Here is a 14,714-nt window from a genome sequence, read left to right as displayed (position 1 = left end):
GAGCGGCGTACCGGGAAATACTCGTGACGTAGGAGTGTCGACATTCCGCCAGCCCGGAAGGGGAGGAAGCACGGAGTGCGCCCCTCCCCGCCCGCCCGGGCCTCGGGCCGGACTATTCTTCCGAACGGTAGGGCACGAGGGTGAAGCTGACGCCGCTCACCGTGTCATCCTCCAGCAGGAGGATGGGCTCGATGTTGGTGGCATCGCGCCAGAAGCCCACGCGCTCCCCATCCTCGAAGAACTCGTTGTCCCCATCGTCGTCGATGGTGGCCAGCGCGAAGTAGGTGCGCGGGGTGAGATCCACGCTGTAGGCGTAACCACCGGAGGCGGGCACCAGCGCCACGCCCTCGTCATCCACCTGCCACTCACCGGCGTCGTCCACGTAGGCGAAGGCGATGACGGCGTCCTTGTCCTGGGTGGTGCCCACCTGGATCTTCACCAGCACCTCGGTGCTCTCCCCGTTGCTGCCCGTGAGAGCGATGCGGGCCTCGTAGTTGCCATTGGCCAGCCCCGCGGTGTTGACGGCCACCGGGAGCGCGTCCGACGCATAGGCCGGCAGGGTGAGCCTGTTGCCCTCGGGGAAGGACAGCGCGGAGAGCTGCGAGCCCCTGGCCGCGGCGGTCACCGTGAGCGTGCCGCCCCCCACGTTGCGAACGATGAGCTGCTGGGTGCCTCCACCCGGGGGGAAGGAGAGCTGGTTGGAGCCCACGCCGAGTCTCGGCGGCGCGTTGGGGTCCGGCTGTTCACCCATGGCCCGCAGCACGGCGGCCTGGGCATTGACGAGGCCGGCGCCACAGCCCTCGGAGCACTGGCTGGACGGGTCGGCGGTGTCCTTGAGGATCTGCTCCGCATCCGCCGGCCTGAGGGCGGGGTTCACGTCCTTCATGAGGGCCACGATGCCGGCCACGTGAGGAGCGGCCATGCTGGTGCCCTGGTAGTAGGCCCAGACGGCCTGGCCGTCATCATCCAGGATGGTGGACAGCACGCCGTCCGGCTTGCCGTCGCCGTTGAGGTCCTCGGCCGTCTCGCCACCGGTGGCCATCACGTCCACCCCACTGCCGTAGTTGGAGTAGCTGGAGCGCTGACCATTGAAGCGCGTGGCACCCACGCAGATGACGCGCTGCTGGTTGCACGGCGAGAACTGGCTGGCGGGGATGTTCGAGTTGCCCGCGGCGACGACGATGATGACGCCCTTGGCCACGGCGGCGTCGATGACCTCCTGGAGCGACTGGCTGGGGCTGTTCTGTCCACCGAGGCTCATGTTGATGACCTTGGCGGGGTACTTGTTGACGGGCAGACCCGGGACGCTGACCCCCGTGGCCCACTGGATGCCCGCGGCGATGTCGGCGAACGAGCCGCTGCCACTGCCGAGCACGCGCACCGGGAGGATGGCGCGGCCGCCCCAGTAGATGCCGGCCACGCCCCGGCCGTCGTTCGTCGCGGCGGCGATGGTGCCGGCCACGTGCGCGCCGTGGTACGAGGAGCCACCGTTGGGCTGGTCCTTGCCCTGGTCGGTGGGGTCGGCGTCGCGCCCGTCACCATCCAGGGACGAGGTGGTATCCGACACCAGGTCGGCGCCCGGCAGGACGCGGCTGTCCAGGTCGGAGTGCCGGATGATGCCCGAGTCCAGCACGGCGATGACGACGTTGCTGATGCCCGTGGAGGAGTTGAAGGAGCCCGTGGTGACGTCCCAGGCGGCGGGCAGGTTCATCATCGGGTAGTGCCACTGGCGCGAGTAACCCGGATCATTGGGCGTGGCGAGGGCCTGGACGCGCCCGTTCTTCTCGGCGTAGCGCACGCCGCTCAGCTTCGCCACCTGCCGCACCAGACCGCCCGTCTCCCCGGCCTTCATGGCGCGCCGCTCGAGGGGCGCGTAGCCGATGACGTGCAGGTACTCGGAGATATGACCCTTGTGAACCGCGCGGTAGCCGGGCAGGTGCACACGGGCGAGCGCGGCGGCCTCGGGGAGGTGGGCCTCCTCGAAGCGGACGATGACGTCACCGGGGATGGAGTCGCCCTCGGTGGACGTGCCCGTGGTGAGCTCCGCGCGCTGGATGCCCTTCTTCGCGGCGACGGCCTGGCCGATGGATTGGGAGAGCTTCCGCCGCAGACCGGCGTCCTTCAGGAGCGCGGGCGAGACGGTGGCGGCGGGAGTCGACTGGAGACGGAAGGGGGTCAGCGAGCCCCGCACCGTGCCCGTGGGCCCGAGGAGCTCCTCGGGGAAGGTACAGGTGGAGAGGCCCAACAGCCCCAGGAAGGCAAGACGGCGAATCATGAAAAATTGTCCTCAGATGCAGGTGTGGTTCGCGCCGGACGCTAGAACCGCATGGGCGGGTGCGTCCAGACGCCCCTGGCCGCTCGGTTGTTCTCTGGACCCCGCGCGAACCTTCTCCCTACGATGCGCGCCCGCGGTCGCTCACGGCACACGCATCTGAGGGGATACACCGGGTGAAGCACGGCATCGAGCTCGACAAGGTCACACGAGTGGTGGAGGGCGAGACGCACCTGGCGGACATCAGCCTGAGGCTCGAACCCGGCTCCTTCAACATCCTCCTGGGCCGCACGCGCGCCGGAAAGACGTCGCTGCTGCGCCTCATGGCGGGGCTGGACAAGCCCACCACGGGGACACTGCGCGCCAACGACGTGGACGTGACGCACGTGGACGTGCGCCGCCGCGACGTGGCCATGGTGTACCAGCAGTTCGTCAACTACCCCTCGCTCACCGTCTACGAGAACATCGCCTCGCCGCTGCGGCTGGCGGGGAAGCTGGGCAAGCAGGACATCGACAAGCGCGTGCGGGACACGGCCGCCGCGCTCCGGCTGGAGCCCTACCTGCACCGGCTGCCCGCGGAGCTGAGTGGCGGGCAACAGCAGCGCACGGCCATGGCCCGCGCGCTGGCGAAGGAGGCCTCGCTGCTGCTGCTCGACGAGCCGCTGGCCAACCTCGACTACAAGCTGCGCGAGGAGCTGCGCACGGAGATCCGCCAGCTCTTCCGCAACCGCCCCGCCGTCGTGGTGTACGCCACCACCGAGCCCACCGAGGCCCTGCTGCTCGGCGGACGGACCGCGGTGCTGCACGAGGGGCGCCTGCTGCAGGTGGGCCGCACCCTGGACGTGTACCAGGCGCCCGCCACCGAGCAGGTGGGCCAGGTCTTCAGCGATCCGCAGATGAACCTGCTGGACGTCGAGGTCTCCACGGACGGGGGAGCGCGCCTCTCGCCCGAGGTGGCCTTCCCGCTGTCGGGACACCTGAAGGGCCTGGCGCCGGGCCGCTACCGCCTGGGCTTCCGCGCCCACCACCTGAGGCTCGAGCCCGGCTCGCCCGAGGACGTCCGCATCCCCGCGCACGTGGAGGTGGAGGAGATCAGCGGCTCGGAGACGCTGGTGCACGCGGCGCACGGAAAGCTGTCGCTGACGGCGCAGGTGGAGGGCGTGCACCGGCACCCGTACGGCGCGCCGGTGGAGCTGTTCGTCCCGCCCTCCCGGATGTTCGTGTTCAGCCCCGAGGGCCGGCTCATGGCCGCCCCTCCCTTCACCCCCGAGGAGCCCGCGAATGGCCAGGATTGAGCTCCGCGGCATCGCCCACGCCTATGTGCCCTCACCGGCGTCCGACAAGGACTACGCGCTGAGACCCCTGGAGCTCGTCTGGGAGCCCGGCGGCGCCTACGCGCTGCTGGGGCCCTCGGGCTGCGGGAAGACGACGCTGCTCAACATCATCTCCGGCCTGCTGCGTCCGTCGCGGGGCCAGGTGCTCTTCGACGGCGTGGACGTCACCGCGGCCCCGCCGCAGCAGCGCAACATCGCCCAGGTGTTCCAGTTCCCGGTCATCTACGACACGATGAGCGTCGCCGAGAACCTCGCCTTCCCGCTGCGCAACCGGGGTCTGGGTGCCGGGGAGACGCGGGCGCGGGTGGAGGAGGTGGCGGAGCTGCTGGAGCTCACCCCGGACCTGCGCAAGCGGGCGAGCGGGCTGTCCGCGGACATGCGGCAGCGGATTTCCCTGGGGCGCGGGCTGGTGCGGCGGGACGTGGCGGCCATCCTGCTGGACGAGCCGCTGACGGTCATCGACCCGCACGTGAAGTGGCTGCTGCGCCGCAAGCTGAAGCAGGTGCACGAGCAGCTCAAGGTGACGCTCGTGTACGTGACGCACGACCAGGTGGAGGCGCTGACGCTCGCGGACCGCGTGGTGGTGATGAACCAGGGCCGCGTGGTGCAGGTGGGCACGCCGCAGGAGCTCTTCGAGCGCCCGGCGGACACCTTCGTCGGCTACTTCATCGGCAGCCCGGGGATGAACCTGCTGCCGTGCGCGGTGGAGGAAGGCGCGGTGGTGGTGGAGGGGCAGCGGCTCGCCCTGGACGCGGGCGTGTGCGCGAGGGCGCGGGCGGCCGGAGGCGAGCTGCGGCTCGGCATCCGGCCCGAGTTCCTGCGGCGGGTGGCCGAGGGAACGCCCTCCTCGGTGCGCGTCGAGGTGACGCAGGTGGAGGACCTGGGGCGCCACAAGCTGGCCACGGCGCGGCTGGGGACACAGACCCTCAAGGTGCGGCTGCCCGAGGAGGAGCGGCTCGCCCCCGGCGAGTCCTGCTGGCTGGAGCTGCCGCCGCGCTGGACGACGCTGTACGCCGGAGGCAGTGCCATCTCATGAGCAAACCCATCAACAACCGCGCCTGGCTGCTGGTGCTGCCCGTGCTGGTGGCCGTCGCGTTCAGCGCCGTCATCCCGTTGATGACGGTGGTGAACTACTCGGTGCAGGACATCCTGGGACCGGAGCAGCGCGTCTTCGTGGGGACGGAGTGGTTCCGCAAGGTGCTGAGGGACCCGGAGCTGCACGGAGCGCTGCGCCGGCAGCTCGGCTTCTCGCTGGCGGTGCTGGCGCTGGAGATTCCGCTGGGCGTGGCGCTGGCGCTCGTGCTGCCGAGGCAGGGGCGCGCCGCGTCCGTGAGCCTGGTGCTGCTGGGCCTGCCGCTGCTCATCCCCTTCAACGTGGTGGGCACCATCTGGCAGATCTTCGCCCGGGGTGACATCGGCCTGTTCGGCGTGCTCATCAACTCGCTCGGCTTCCAATACAACTACACGGCCAACGCGCTGGACGCCTGGCTCACGGTGCTGCTGATGGACGTGTGGCACTGGACGCCGCTGGTGTCGCTGCTGTGCTACGCGGGCCTGCGCGCCATCCCCGAGGCCTACTACCAGGCGGCGCGCATCGACGGCGCCTCGGCGTGGGCCACGTTCCGCTTCATCCAGCTGCCCCGGCTGCGCGGGGTGCTGACCATCGCGGTGCTGCTGCGCTTCATGGACAGCTTCATGATCTACACCGAGCCCTTCGTCCTCACCGGCGGCGGACCCGGCAACGCCACCACGTTCCTGAGCCAGTACCTGACGCGGCTGGCGGTGGGACAGTTCGACCTGGGTCCGGCGGCAGCCTTCTCGCTCGTCTACTTCCTGGTCATCCTGCTGTTCAGCTACGTCTTCTACACCGCGATGACGAGCGCGGACCGCAAGGAGGCGCGATGAGGCTCTCCCGCTTCGTGGTTCCGCTCTACCTGCTGCTGAGCTTCATCCCCATCTACTGGCTGGTGGGCATGTCGCTGAAGACGAACGAGGAGATCCTCGGAGGCTTCACGCTCTGGCCGCGCAACCCCACGCTGGCCAACTACGCCGTCATCTTCACCGACGCGGACTGGAGCAGCAGCTACGTCCACTCGCTCACGTACGTGGGCATCAACACGGTGCTCTCGGTGCTGCTGGCGCTGCCCGCGGCCTATGCCTTCTCGCGCTACCGCTTCCTCGGGGACTCGCACCTCTTCTTCTGGCTGCTGAGCAACCGCATGTCGCCTCCGGCGGTGTTCCTCCTTCCCTTCTTCCAGCTCTACTCGAGCATCGGCCTGTTCGACACGCCCTGGGCCGTGGCCCTGGCCCACATGCTCTTCACCGTGCCGCTGTCGGTGTGGATTCTGGAGGGCTTCATGTCCGGAGTACCGCGGGAGATCGACGAGACGGCGTACATCGACGGCTACAGCTTCCCCCGCTTCTTCCTGAGCATCTTCCTGCCGCTCATCCGCTCGGGCGTGGGCGTGACGGCGTTCTTCTGCTTCATGTTCAGTTGGGTGGAGCTGCTGCTGGCGCGCACGCTGACGTCGGTGGAGGCCAAGCCCATCGTGGCCACCATGACGCGCACGGTGAGCGCGGCGGGTATGGACTGGGGTGTGCTGGCCGCGGCCGGCGTGCTGACACTCGTGCCGGGCGCGGTCGTCATCTACTTCGTCCGCAACTACATCGCCAAGGGCTTCGCCCTGGGGAGGGTGTGAGCCATGGACTTCGAATGGATGGCCTGGACGGCGCCGACGGCCAGCTTCTTCATCGTCATCGCGCTGCTGCTCGCGGTCTACACCGTCTGGGGAATGCGCTCCCCTTCCCTGCCCCGTAAGGGGCTGCTGCCCATGACCACCACCCGGGGAGACCGCCTCTTCGTCGGGCTGCTGGGCAGCGCCTTCATCCACCTGGCCTGGGTGGGGGTGACGGATGCTTCCGTCTGGTTCGCCGTAGGTCTGTCGTTGCTGTTCATGGTCTTCATTGCACGATGGGGGTAACCCGTTGAAGAACGCGCTGAGATGGACGCTGGCCCTGGCCCTGGCAGTCCCCGTGTACGGATGTAAGAAGGAGTCGAAACCGGCGGAAGGTGAGAAGCCCGCCGCCGGGCAGCAGCAACAGCAACCCCAGCAGGTGGACGTGGCCGCGCTGGAGAAGGCCGCCGAGAAGTGGGTGGACCAGGAGTTCCAGCCGAGCACCCTCACCCGTGAGCAGCAGCTCGCGGAGATGAAGTGGTTCCGCGAGGCCGCCGCGCCCTACCGCGGCATGGCCATCAACGTGGTGTCGGAGAGCATCGACACGCACGTGTACGAGTCCAAGACGATGGCCAAGGCCTTCGAGGAGATCACCGGCATCAAGCTGAAGCACGATCTCATCCAGGAAGGCGACGTCATCGAGAAGCTGCAGACCCAGATGCAGTCGGGCCGCAACATCTATGACATGTATGTCAATGACAGCGACCTGATCGGCACGCACATCCGCTACGGGCACGTGGTGCCGCTGTCGGACTTCATGGCGGGCGAGGGCAAGGACGTGACGCTGCCCACGCTCGACGTGGACGACTTCATGGGCAAGAGCTTCGTCACCGGCCCGGACGGGAAGATGTACCAGCTGCCGGACCAGCAGTTCGCCAACCTGTACTGGTTCCGCGCGGACTGGTTCGCGCGGCCGGACCTGCGGGAGCGGTTCAAGAAGAAGTACGGGTACGAGCTGGGCGTGCCGGTGAACTGGTCGGCGTACGAGGACATCGCGGACTTCTTCACCAACGACGTGAAGGAGATCGACGGCGTCAAGGTGTACGGCCACATGGACTACGGGAAGAAGGACCCGTCGCTGGGGTGGCGCTTCACGGACGCGTGGCTGTCCATGGCGGGCGTGGGCGACAAGGGCTTCCCCAACGGCAAGCCGGTGGACGAGTGGGGCATCCGCGTGGAGGGCTGCAACCCGGCGGGCGCCTCGGTGTCCCGCGGCGGCGAGACGAACGGCCCGGCGGCGGTGTACGCGCTGACGAAGTACATCGACTGGCTGAAGAAGTACGCGCCGCCGCAGGCGGCCGGCATGACGTTCTCCGAGGCGGGACCGGTGCCGGGCCAGGGCAACGTGGCGCAGCAGATCTTCTGGTACACGGGCTTCACGGCGCAGCTGGCCAAGCCGGGCCTGCCGGTGGTGAACGCGGACGGCACGCCGAAGTGGCGCATGGCGCCCTCGCCGCACGGCCCGTACTGGCAGGAGGGCACGAAGCTGGGCTACCAGGACACGGGCTCGTGGACGATGCTCAAGAGCACGCCGCTGGAGCGCCGGAAGGCCGCGTGGCTGTACGCGCAGTTCGTGGTGGCCAAGAGCACGTCGCTCAAGAAGTTCCTGGTGGGACTGACGCCGATTCGTGACTCGGACGTGCGCTCCGAGCACGTGACGAAGGTGGCGGACAAGCTGGGAGGCCTGGTGGAGTTCTACCGGAGCCCCGCGCGCGAGGCGTGGACGCCCACGGGCACCAACGTGCCGGACTACCCGAAGCTGTCGCAGCTGTGGTGGCAGAACATCAGCCTGGCCGTCGAGGGCGAGAAGACGCCGCAGGAGGCCATGGACACGCTGGCGAAGCAGATGGACGACGTGATGGGGCGGCTGGAGCGCGCGGGCATGCAGAACTGCCCGCCGAAGCTCAACCCGGAGAAGGACGCGAAGACCTGGTTCGACGCGCCGGGCGCCCCGCACCCGAAGCTGGCCAACGAGAAGCCCAAGGGCGAGACCGTGCCCTATGAGCAGCTCGTGCAGGCCTGGAAGGAAGGGCGCGTGAAGTAGGCGCCCCGCGGTACCCGGGGGAGGCGTGGGGATGTGTCCCCCGCCTCCCCGTCCGCCTCTGAGAAGAAACAAGCTGTGAGGTGGAGCGCATGGCACATCCCAGCCTTGAAGAATTGGTCCAGAAGTTCGAGGCGGCCAGGAAAGCCGGTGAGCGCGAGCGTGGGAACCCTGAGCAATTGCGATTGCACCGAGCGCTCGCTGATGAATGCCCTGCATTCACTCACAACCTGCTCTATCTCGCCGGGCTGCAACCCGATCCGAATGTCCTCCTGGAGGAGGAGATACAGACTACGAAGCGCTACGCTGCTCAGGAGGGTTTGCTCCCCCCAAAGCCCTGAGCAGTCACCTCATCCATATTCGGAAGCGCGCATTGCCTGAACGATATCGGCCGGGCTCATTCCAGCGGCCAGTTCGAAGTTGATGCTCATCGACTCATCACAGAAGACAACCTCCTCGGAAGGAGGGATGAACGAACGGCACCATTGAGTGAACTCCGCGCAATCCTGGAGGCTACCAATGAAGATGACGGCATTTCCCTTTCTGTTGAGCGAACCATAGATTTTTGAATTTTCCATCGGCAATTCGAACTCCAGGGCTTCACTATCGCGGGGATCTTGAACCTCCTTGATCAGGCTCACCGGCCACCGATCACGCAGTTGTTTCGAGAACTCCTGCGCAGTAAAGACCCACCCCGTCTTGACGATGATGAAGTAATTCACCTTGCATCTCCTGGTCACTGCTTGACCACGACTCTGCCTGGAATCCCAAGCTCGCTCATCAACTCCCGAAAGAAAGGGAGAGCACGGGCATCATTGACAATCACTTCGAGCCCTACGGCGGGAGTAGCAGGGTCCAAGATGACCGCGGCATACCGTCCGAACTCCTTCTCCTGCTTTGTTCGGATGATCTGCCTGATGTCATCGTTGCATGCAGATCCTTCGATGAAGGGGCTCATCCCAGGCTTTTCGATGTACTTGGTCTCGAGCAGGTGCGCATCGCTGACACGAGCGCCGTCCGCCCAGATCTGCTTTCCTCCCCCCTTCGACCAGAATCTCCTGCGTTCCCGCGTGCTTCTTTTGGAAGTCAGAAGCTGCTCCCGGCTCTTCGAAGGCCGGCTTTCGCTCGGCTTGCTGGATCCACTTGTCGAAGGCAGTGGGGTCCGGCTTCTTGGGTGGGCGGCCCTCGCGCTCGGGGGGCTCACGCCCGCTACCCGCCCCTCCCGCCATCAGGACCGCGGGAGCGCTCGCCGAAGAGGGTGCCCGCTCCATCGACCCCGCGGCAATGCGGACCCCTTGAGGCAATGCGAATTCCCCGGGCGGCGGCGGTGGTCCCCGGGGCGCCTTCGCCATGGCTTTCTTCGTCAGGATGAAGGCCACGACGTTGATGCCCACCAACGAGAGGGCTCGCGCCAGGTATGTGGCTGCTTCGTCGAGAGCAGCCGCGTCCCTGGCTGTCATGGCCCGGTTCACGTAGGTCCACAGGAACTGTGTGAGCTCTACTGCTTGCCCAGCCAGGAGCGTCACACCGAGTGCGAGCAGCGCGGCGTCCACCACTTCGCCAACGACCGGAACACCTTGAGACCCGATCCATGCAACCGTCAGGGTCCCCATGAGAGCAAGGTTCTCGGGGGTAAGTAGGGCCTTGGCGTCATCCGTCATCGTCGCCGGTAGCTTCGCGAGGGCCCGCGAGAACGAGCGACACAGCTTCTCCGAGTTCTCCATCCGTGCCACGGACAGGGACGTCGTCCTGCACAGGGCATCCTCAAGGGAGTTGGCGGAGGCGGAGAACGCCAGCAGCAGGGTCAAACAAAAGGCAAGGCCCTTCACGCAGAGCATCCTCCGGCCGAACGACAGGAGCGCTCGATGTTAGCTGACCTGTGCCACCTCTCCAGAGCTGTCCTCGCCCTCCCCTTCTTCTTCGTCTCCCTGTGCGTCGAAGCCCTGGGGTACACCGTCCACGTAGGTGACGATGTTGCCCACCGTCGCGGGCACTCGCGGGCCCGGTGTCACCACTCCCGTGAGGTTGAGTGGGTCCACCGCCGAGAGTTGTACTCGCACTCCCGAAGGGCTCTGCCTTCGCACCGCTCGCGCCACGTCCACCGCCTCCGGTAGCGCGAACTGCTCCCCCACGAAGCCCGCCACGAAGCGGCCTCCCCGGATCTCCCCTCGCGCCTCCATCCGCCGGTACACGTACAGCAACTCGCGCCACGAGGGCGCCAACGACTCGCGCATCACCAGGTCCCGCCAGACGATGCCGTAGCGTTGCAGGAAGAGTCGCGCGAGTGCGTCCCGCACCTCGTCCTCCGGCTTCGGCTCCGACGGCACCAGCAGGCTCCAGCGGCCTGGACCGCCTCGCTGCAGGAGTTTCTGGCGCTTGCGCTGCGCCGGGCTCTGCAGCACTCGCAGGTTCTGCACCGCGTCCGCCGTCACGAGGCCCCGCGCCACCAGCTCCCACAGTGCGTCCTCTACTTCCGCCGGCAGCCGCCGCGAGCGCGAGCACAGGTCGTTGAAGAAGCACGCGCCCCGCTGCTCCAACACCGCCACCACGTCCTTCGCTGGTCCAGACAGGTCCGGTGGCACCCAGACCCCTCCGTCCGCCAGCACCGCGTTCGGACGAGCCGCCGACAGCATCCAGTCCATGTCCTCGCGCTTCACGAACGTGAGGCTCGCGTTCCGGTTCGGTGTCGCCGCTCGAGACCGGGGCGCCTCGGGCTCGGGTGGCGTCGCGGGCGCTCCCCGGCGCGGGCCCGGCGCGGGCTTCGCATCCTTCATCGTCAGTCGGCCCCAGGCTACTTCTCCCGAGTAACAGGCCCGCTCCAGCAGGTCCCCCAGGTAGCCCTTCATCCGCGCCGGTAGCAGGTAGCGCTCCCACGCGGATGCCGGTGCCTCGTAGCCCTGCAGCAGGCTGATCGCCTTCGCCAGGCCCGTGGAGCCTCGAAGGGCGTCCACCTCCTCCAGGTGGTGCCACCGGAAGAGGAAGCGCATGAAGTCCTGTGCACTGAGTGGTTCGATCTCCTTGCGCAGGCGCCCCACCGTGAGCCGGTGGATTCGTTGTAGGAGGCGACGGTCGCACCACTCCACCACGGTCGAGGGGGAATCCGAGGTCTCCGATACCCTCACCCCGTCCCTCTCCCAGGGGGAGAGGGTCATACTCGAGGGACGGAATCGGCCTCTCAGGATTCCTCCCGTTGCCTCCAGCTGGTGCAACGTCAGGTTGATTTCGGACTCGTCCAACGCCGTCTGTTCCGCGAGCTCCCTCGCCGTCGTCGGCCCCAGTTGCTCCATCCACCCTCGCACCACCTGCGCCACCGCCGCTTCCCGATCCACCGGTTTGTCTCCCGGTAGGGGTTGCAGCTCCGGTTGCAGCGCTACCCCGGGGAACAACGCCCGGATCGTTCCCTGTCGCTCCGCCGGAATGAGGAACCTTTTCTCGCCTGTCTCCAGCCACGCCACCCGGCGCTGCGCCATCAGGCTCGAAACGAAGCGCTGTGGCACCTGCTCCTCTGGCATCAGCACCAGTTGCAGCAGCGCGTCGTGCAACTCGTCCTCGTCCCGCAGCGGCGGCGCCGCGTCCCTCACCACCTGCTCGATGGCGTCCGCATCCAGTGCCCCGAACGACGCCGCGTCCTCCGCCGGCAGTGTGCGCCTCAGCACCACGTTGCGCACCCGCCTCTCCTCCGCCGGTGCGTCGTCCAGGAACGTGTACGGCTGGCTGTTCACCATCTGGTGAGCGAACACGCTCGGCTCCGGCACGTCCCTCGCCACCAGCTTGATGCGCCCGTCCTTCATCCTCCTCAGCACCTCGCGCAGGCCCTCGATGTCCATGGCCTCGCGCAGGCAGTCCTCCATCGTCTGCTTCACCAATGGATGGTCCGGCAGCTCGACGTCCGCTCCCCCGTGGTTGTCCTGGCACCCCACCTGCGCCGGGAACACCGCCGCCAGCAGGTCCTCGCTCCTCGCCCTCTGGAGGTTCGGCGCCACCCGCTTCCCTCCCGAGAAGCGCGACAGCGACAACGCCCGCGTCGCGTTCCACCGGAAGCGCGTCCCGAACAGCGGCACCTGCAACACCGCCTGCACCAGCACCTCCTCCACGTTCTCCGGATTCAGGAACTGGAAGATGTCCTCCAATGGGAAGGAGTGCTGCTCACCCAGGGACAGCAGCAGGCCATCCTCCGTCGCCGCCGCCTGCAGCTCGAAGTCGAAGGTGCGGCAGAAGCGCTTGCGCAGCGCCAGGCCCCACGCCCGGTTGATCCGGCTCCCAAAGGGCGCGTGCAGGATGAGCTGCATCCCCCCCGCCTCGTCGAAGAAGCGCTCGGCCACAACCGTGGTGTGGCTCGGCACCGTGCCCAGCACCTGCTGCCCCGCTCTCAGGTACGCCAGCAGCGCGTCCACCGCCGCGGGCGGCACCTTCAGCTCCTTCTCCAGGAACACCGCCGCGTCCGTACGCGCCAGCAGCTCCTCGCGCAGCCGGCCCACGTGCGCGCTCAGCTCGTCCGTGCGCCCAGGCGCCTCGCCCCGCCAGAAGGGCACCGTCGGCGGCTGCCCGTGCGCGTTCTCCACCATCACCGACGCCCCCATCACCCGCTGGATCCTCCACGCCGTCGTCCCCAGCAGGAAGATGTCCCCGGGCGTCGACTCCACCGCGAAGTCCTCGTCCAGCGTCCCCACCACCTTCCCCTCGGGCTGCGCCACCACGTTGAACGTGAACGTGTCTGGAATCGCTCCACCGTTCGTCAGCGCGGTAATCCTCACGCCCCTCCGTGCCTTCAGCCGCTGGTTCACCCGGTCCCGGTGCAGGTGCACCCCCGCACGACCCCGCCGCAACGACACGCCCTCCGACAGCGTCTCCAGCACCTTCTCGTACTCCTCGTACGTCAGGTCCCGGTACGGGTATGCCCTCCGGAACAGGCTGTAGAGCGCCCGCTCGTCCCACTCCTCGCACGCGCACGCCGCCACCACCTGCTGCGCCAGCACGTCCAGCGGCTTCTCCGGCATCCGCACCGCGTCGAGGTCCCCCTCGCGCACTGCGTTCAACAGCCCGACGCACTCCATCAGCTCGTCGCGCGTCATCGCGATGAGGATTCCCTTCGAGATTCCTCCCTTGTAGTGGCCCGCTCGTCCCACCCGCTGCAACAGCACCGCGATGGACCGCGTCGTCCCCAGCTGCACCACCAGGTCCACGTTCCCCACGTCGATGCCCAGCTCGAGCGACGCCGTCGCCACCATCACCGACAGCTGCCCCCCCTTCAGCCGCTCCTCCGCCGACAGCCGCATCTCCCTCGACATGCTGCCGTGGTGCGCCGCCACCTTGTCCGGCCCCAGCCGCTCCCCCAGGTCGTGCGCCACCCGCTCCGCCATCTTCCGCGTGTTCACGAAGACGAGCGTCGTCCGGTGCTCCCCCGCAAGCTGCACCAGCCGGTCATACACCTGGCCCCACATCTCGTTCGTGGCCAGCGAGCCCAGCTCCGCGTCCGGTATCTCCACCCTCAAGTCCCACGGCCGCTGGTGCCCCACCTGCACTACCCGGCACTCCCCCGCCTTCTCTCCCGTGAGGAAGCCCGCGATCGCCTCCAGCGGCTTCTGCGTCGCCGACAGCCCGATGAGCTGCGGCCGCACCTCGGTGATCGCCTTCAACCGCTCCAACGACAGCGCGAAGTGGCTGCCCCGCTTGTCCCGCGCCAGCGCGTGGATTTCGTCCACGATGACCGTGCGCACCGCGCGCAGCGTCGCCCGCGCCCGGTCCGCCGTGAGGTAGAGGTAGAGCGACTCCGGCGTGGTGATGAGGATGTGCGGCGGCCGGCGCACCATCTGCGAGCGCTCGGACGCGGACGTGTCCCCCGTGCGCACCTGCACCCGCAGTTCCTGGGGCGTGTAGCCCGCCGCACGCGCCCGCTGGAGCAGTTCCTCCAACGGCTGGAGCAGGTTCTTCTGCACGTCGTTGCCCAGCGCCTTCAGCGGCGACACGTACAGCACCTGCGTCTGATCCGGCAGCCGCCCCTCCATGGCCAGGCGGAAGAGCCGGTCCAACGCGGCGAGGAAGGCCGTGAGCGTCTTGCCGCTGCCCGTGGGCGCGGCGATCAGCACGTCGTGCTGCGCTTGGATGAGGGGCCAGCCCTCCACCTGGGGACGCGAGGGCTCGCCCAGCCGCTCGGCGAACCACCGCCGCACCACCGGGTGGAACGACTCGAGGGCCGGATGGGCGGCCTGGGACTCGGCGAAATCGAGGGCAATCTGAGGGGCCATGGCGCTCTCCCTCAGACTGAACACCGGTTTAGGAGGAGCGTCAACGCATCCGCCCGCCTGCTCGTCCAGCGTCACTGCACGGACCTC

General features: G+C 68.0%; 12 protein-coding genes. 7 read left to right on the top strand and 5 right to left on the bottom strand.

The features are described 5' to 3' along the window. Window positions 1-112: 112 nt before the first annotated feature. Window positions 113-2,275, bottom strand: a complete 2,163-nt coding sequence (locus NR810_RS21355) for a S8 family peptidase (protein WP_257455026.1) — start codon at window positions 2,273-2,275, stop codon at window positions 113-115. 173 nt (window positions 2,276-2,448) lie between these two features. On the opposite strand from NR810_RS21355, the gene NR810_RS21350 reads away from it, so the two are divergent. The 7 genes from NR810_RS21350 (at window position 2,449) to NR810_RS21320 (ending at window position 8,723) form a co-directional block, all read left to right on the top strand. Continuing rightward, on the top strand, window positions 2,449-3,567 hold the full coding sequence (locus NR810_RS21350; RefSeq protein ID WP_257455024.1) for an ABC transporter ATP-binding protein: 1,119 nt from the start codon (window positions 2,449-2,451) through the stop codon (window positions 3,565-3,567). Then, window positions 3,554-4,642, top strand: coding sequence for an ABC transporter ATP-binding protein (locus tag NR810_RS21345; protein WP_257455022.1), 1,089 nt, complete (start codon window positions 3,554-3,556; stop codon window positions 4,640-4,642). The genes NR810_RS21350 and NR810_RS21345 overlap by 14 nt, the downstream gene beginning before the upstream one ends. Next, complete coding sequence (locus NR810_RS21340; protein ID WP_257455020.1) at window positions 4,639-5,511, top strand: carbohydrate ABC transporter permease; 873 nt, start codon at window positions 4,639-4,641, stop codon at window positions 5,509-5,511. The genes NR810_RS21345 and NR810_RS21340 overlap by 4 nt, the downstream gene beginning before the upstream one ends. After that, window positions 5,508-6,305, top strand: coding sequence for a carbohydrate ABC transporter permease (locus tag NR810_RS21335; RefSeq protein WP_257455018.1), 798 nt, complete (start codon window positions 5,508-5,510; stop codon window positions 6,303-6,305). Before NR810_RS21340 ends, NR810_RS21335 begins: the two co-directional genes overlap by 4 nt. 3 nt (window positions 6,306-6,308) lie before the next feature. Further along, window positions 6,309-6,587 (top strand): DUF2160 domain-containing protein, encoded by a 279-nt coding sequence (locus NR810_RS21330; protein WP_204222113.1) that lies wholly within the window; start codon window positions 6,309-6,311, stop codon window positions 6,585-6,587. A 4-nt stretch (window positions 6,588-6,591) separates the two neighbouring features. After that, complete coding sequence (locus tag NR810_RS21325; protein ID WP_257455015.1) at window positions 6,592-8,385, top strand: ABC transporter substrate-binding protein; 1,794 nt, start codon at window positions 6,592-6,594, stop codon at window positions 8,383-8,385. 89 nt (window positions 8,386-8,474) lie between these two features. After that, window positions 8,475-8,723 (top strand): hypothetical protein, encoded by a 249-nt coding sequence (locus tag NR810_RS21320; protein WP_257455014.1) that lies wholly within the window; start codon window positions 8,475-8,477, stop codon window positions 8,721-8,723. Between the two features lie 9 nt (window positions 8,724-8,732). On the opposite strand, the gene NR810_RS21315 is transcribed toward NR810_RS21320, so the two are convergent. The 4 genes from NR810_RS21315 to NR810_RS21305 are packed head-to-tail and all read right to left on the bottom strand — an operon-like array spanning window position 8,733 to window position 14,627. After that, window positions 8,733-9,104: a hypothetical protein gene (locus NR810_RS21315; RefSeq protein WP_257455013.1), complete on the bottom strand. Its 372-nt coding sequence runs from the start codon at window positions 9,102-9,104 to the stop codon at window positions 8,733-8,735. A 14-nt stretch (window positions 9,105-9,118) separates the two neighbouring features. Further along, window positions 9,119-9,373, bottom strand: a complete 255-nt coding sequence (locus NR810_RS52825) for a hypothetical protein (RefSeq protein ID WP_407653817.1) — start codon at window positions 9,371-9,373, stop codon at window positions 9,119-9,121. Beyond that, window positions 9,303-10,211, bottom strand: a complete 909-nt coding sequence (locus NR810_RS21310; protein WP_257455012.1) for a hypothetical protein — start codon at window positions 10,209-10,211, stop codon at window positions 9,303-9,305. The genes NR810_RS52825 and NR810_RS21310 overlap by 71 nt, the downstream gene beginning before the upstream one ends. A gap of 39 nt (window positions 10,212-10,250) precedes the next feature. After that, window positions 10,251-14,627, bottom strand: a complete 4,377-nt coding sequence (locus NR810_RS21305) for a DEAD/DEAH box helicase (RefSeq protein WP_257455011.1) — start codon at window positions 14,625-14,627, stop codon at window positions 10,251-10,253. Window positions 14,628-14,714: the final 87 nt, after the last annotated feature.

The organism is Archangium lipolyticum (genome assembly GCF_024623785.1).
In the GTDB taxonomy this organism is placed as follows: Bacteria; Myxococcota; Myxococcia; order Myxococcales; family Myxococcaceae; genus Archangium; species Archangium lipolyticum.
The sequence above is the reverse complement of the archived record's forward strand: the minus strand, read 5'-3'. Positions and strand labels throughout refer to the sequence as shown.

What these genes read in the sequence shown, in the direction of transcription:
- NR810_RS21305 (WP_257455011.1), bottom strand. Translation starts at nt 14,627, where the DNA reads ATGGCCCCTCAGATTGCCCTCGATTTCGCCGAGTCCCAGGCCGCCCAT.
- NR810_RS21320 (WP_257455014.1), top strand. Translation starts at nt 8,475, where the DNA reads ATGGCACATCCCAGCCTTGAAGAATTGGTCCAGAAGTTCGAGGCGGCC.
- NR810_RS21355 (WP_257455026.1), bottom strand. Translation starts at nt 2,275, where the DNA reads ATGATTCGCCGTCTTGCCTTCCTGGGGCTGTTGGGCCTCTCCACCTGT.
- NR810_RS21340 (WP_257455020.1), top strand. Translation starts at nt 4,639, where the DNA reads ATGAGCAAACCCATCAACAACCGCGCCTGGCTGCTGGTGCTGCCCGTG.
- NR810_RS21335 (WP_257455018.1), top strand. Translation starts at nt 5,508, where the DNA reads ATGAGGCTCTCCCGCTTCGTGGTTCCGCTCTACCTGCTGCTGAGCTTC.
- NR810_RS21330 (WP_204222113.1), top strand. Translation starts at nt 6,309, where the DNA reads ATGGACTTCGAATGGATGGCCTGGACGGCGCCGACGGCCAGCTTCTTC.
- NR810_RS21345 (WP_257455022.1), top strand. Translation starts at nt 3,554, where the DNA reads ATGGCCAGGATTGAGCTCCGCGGCATCGCCCACGCCTATGTGCCCTCA.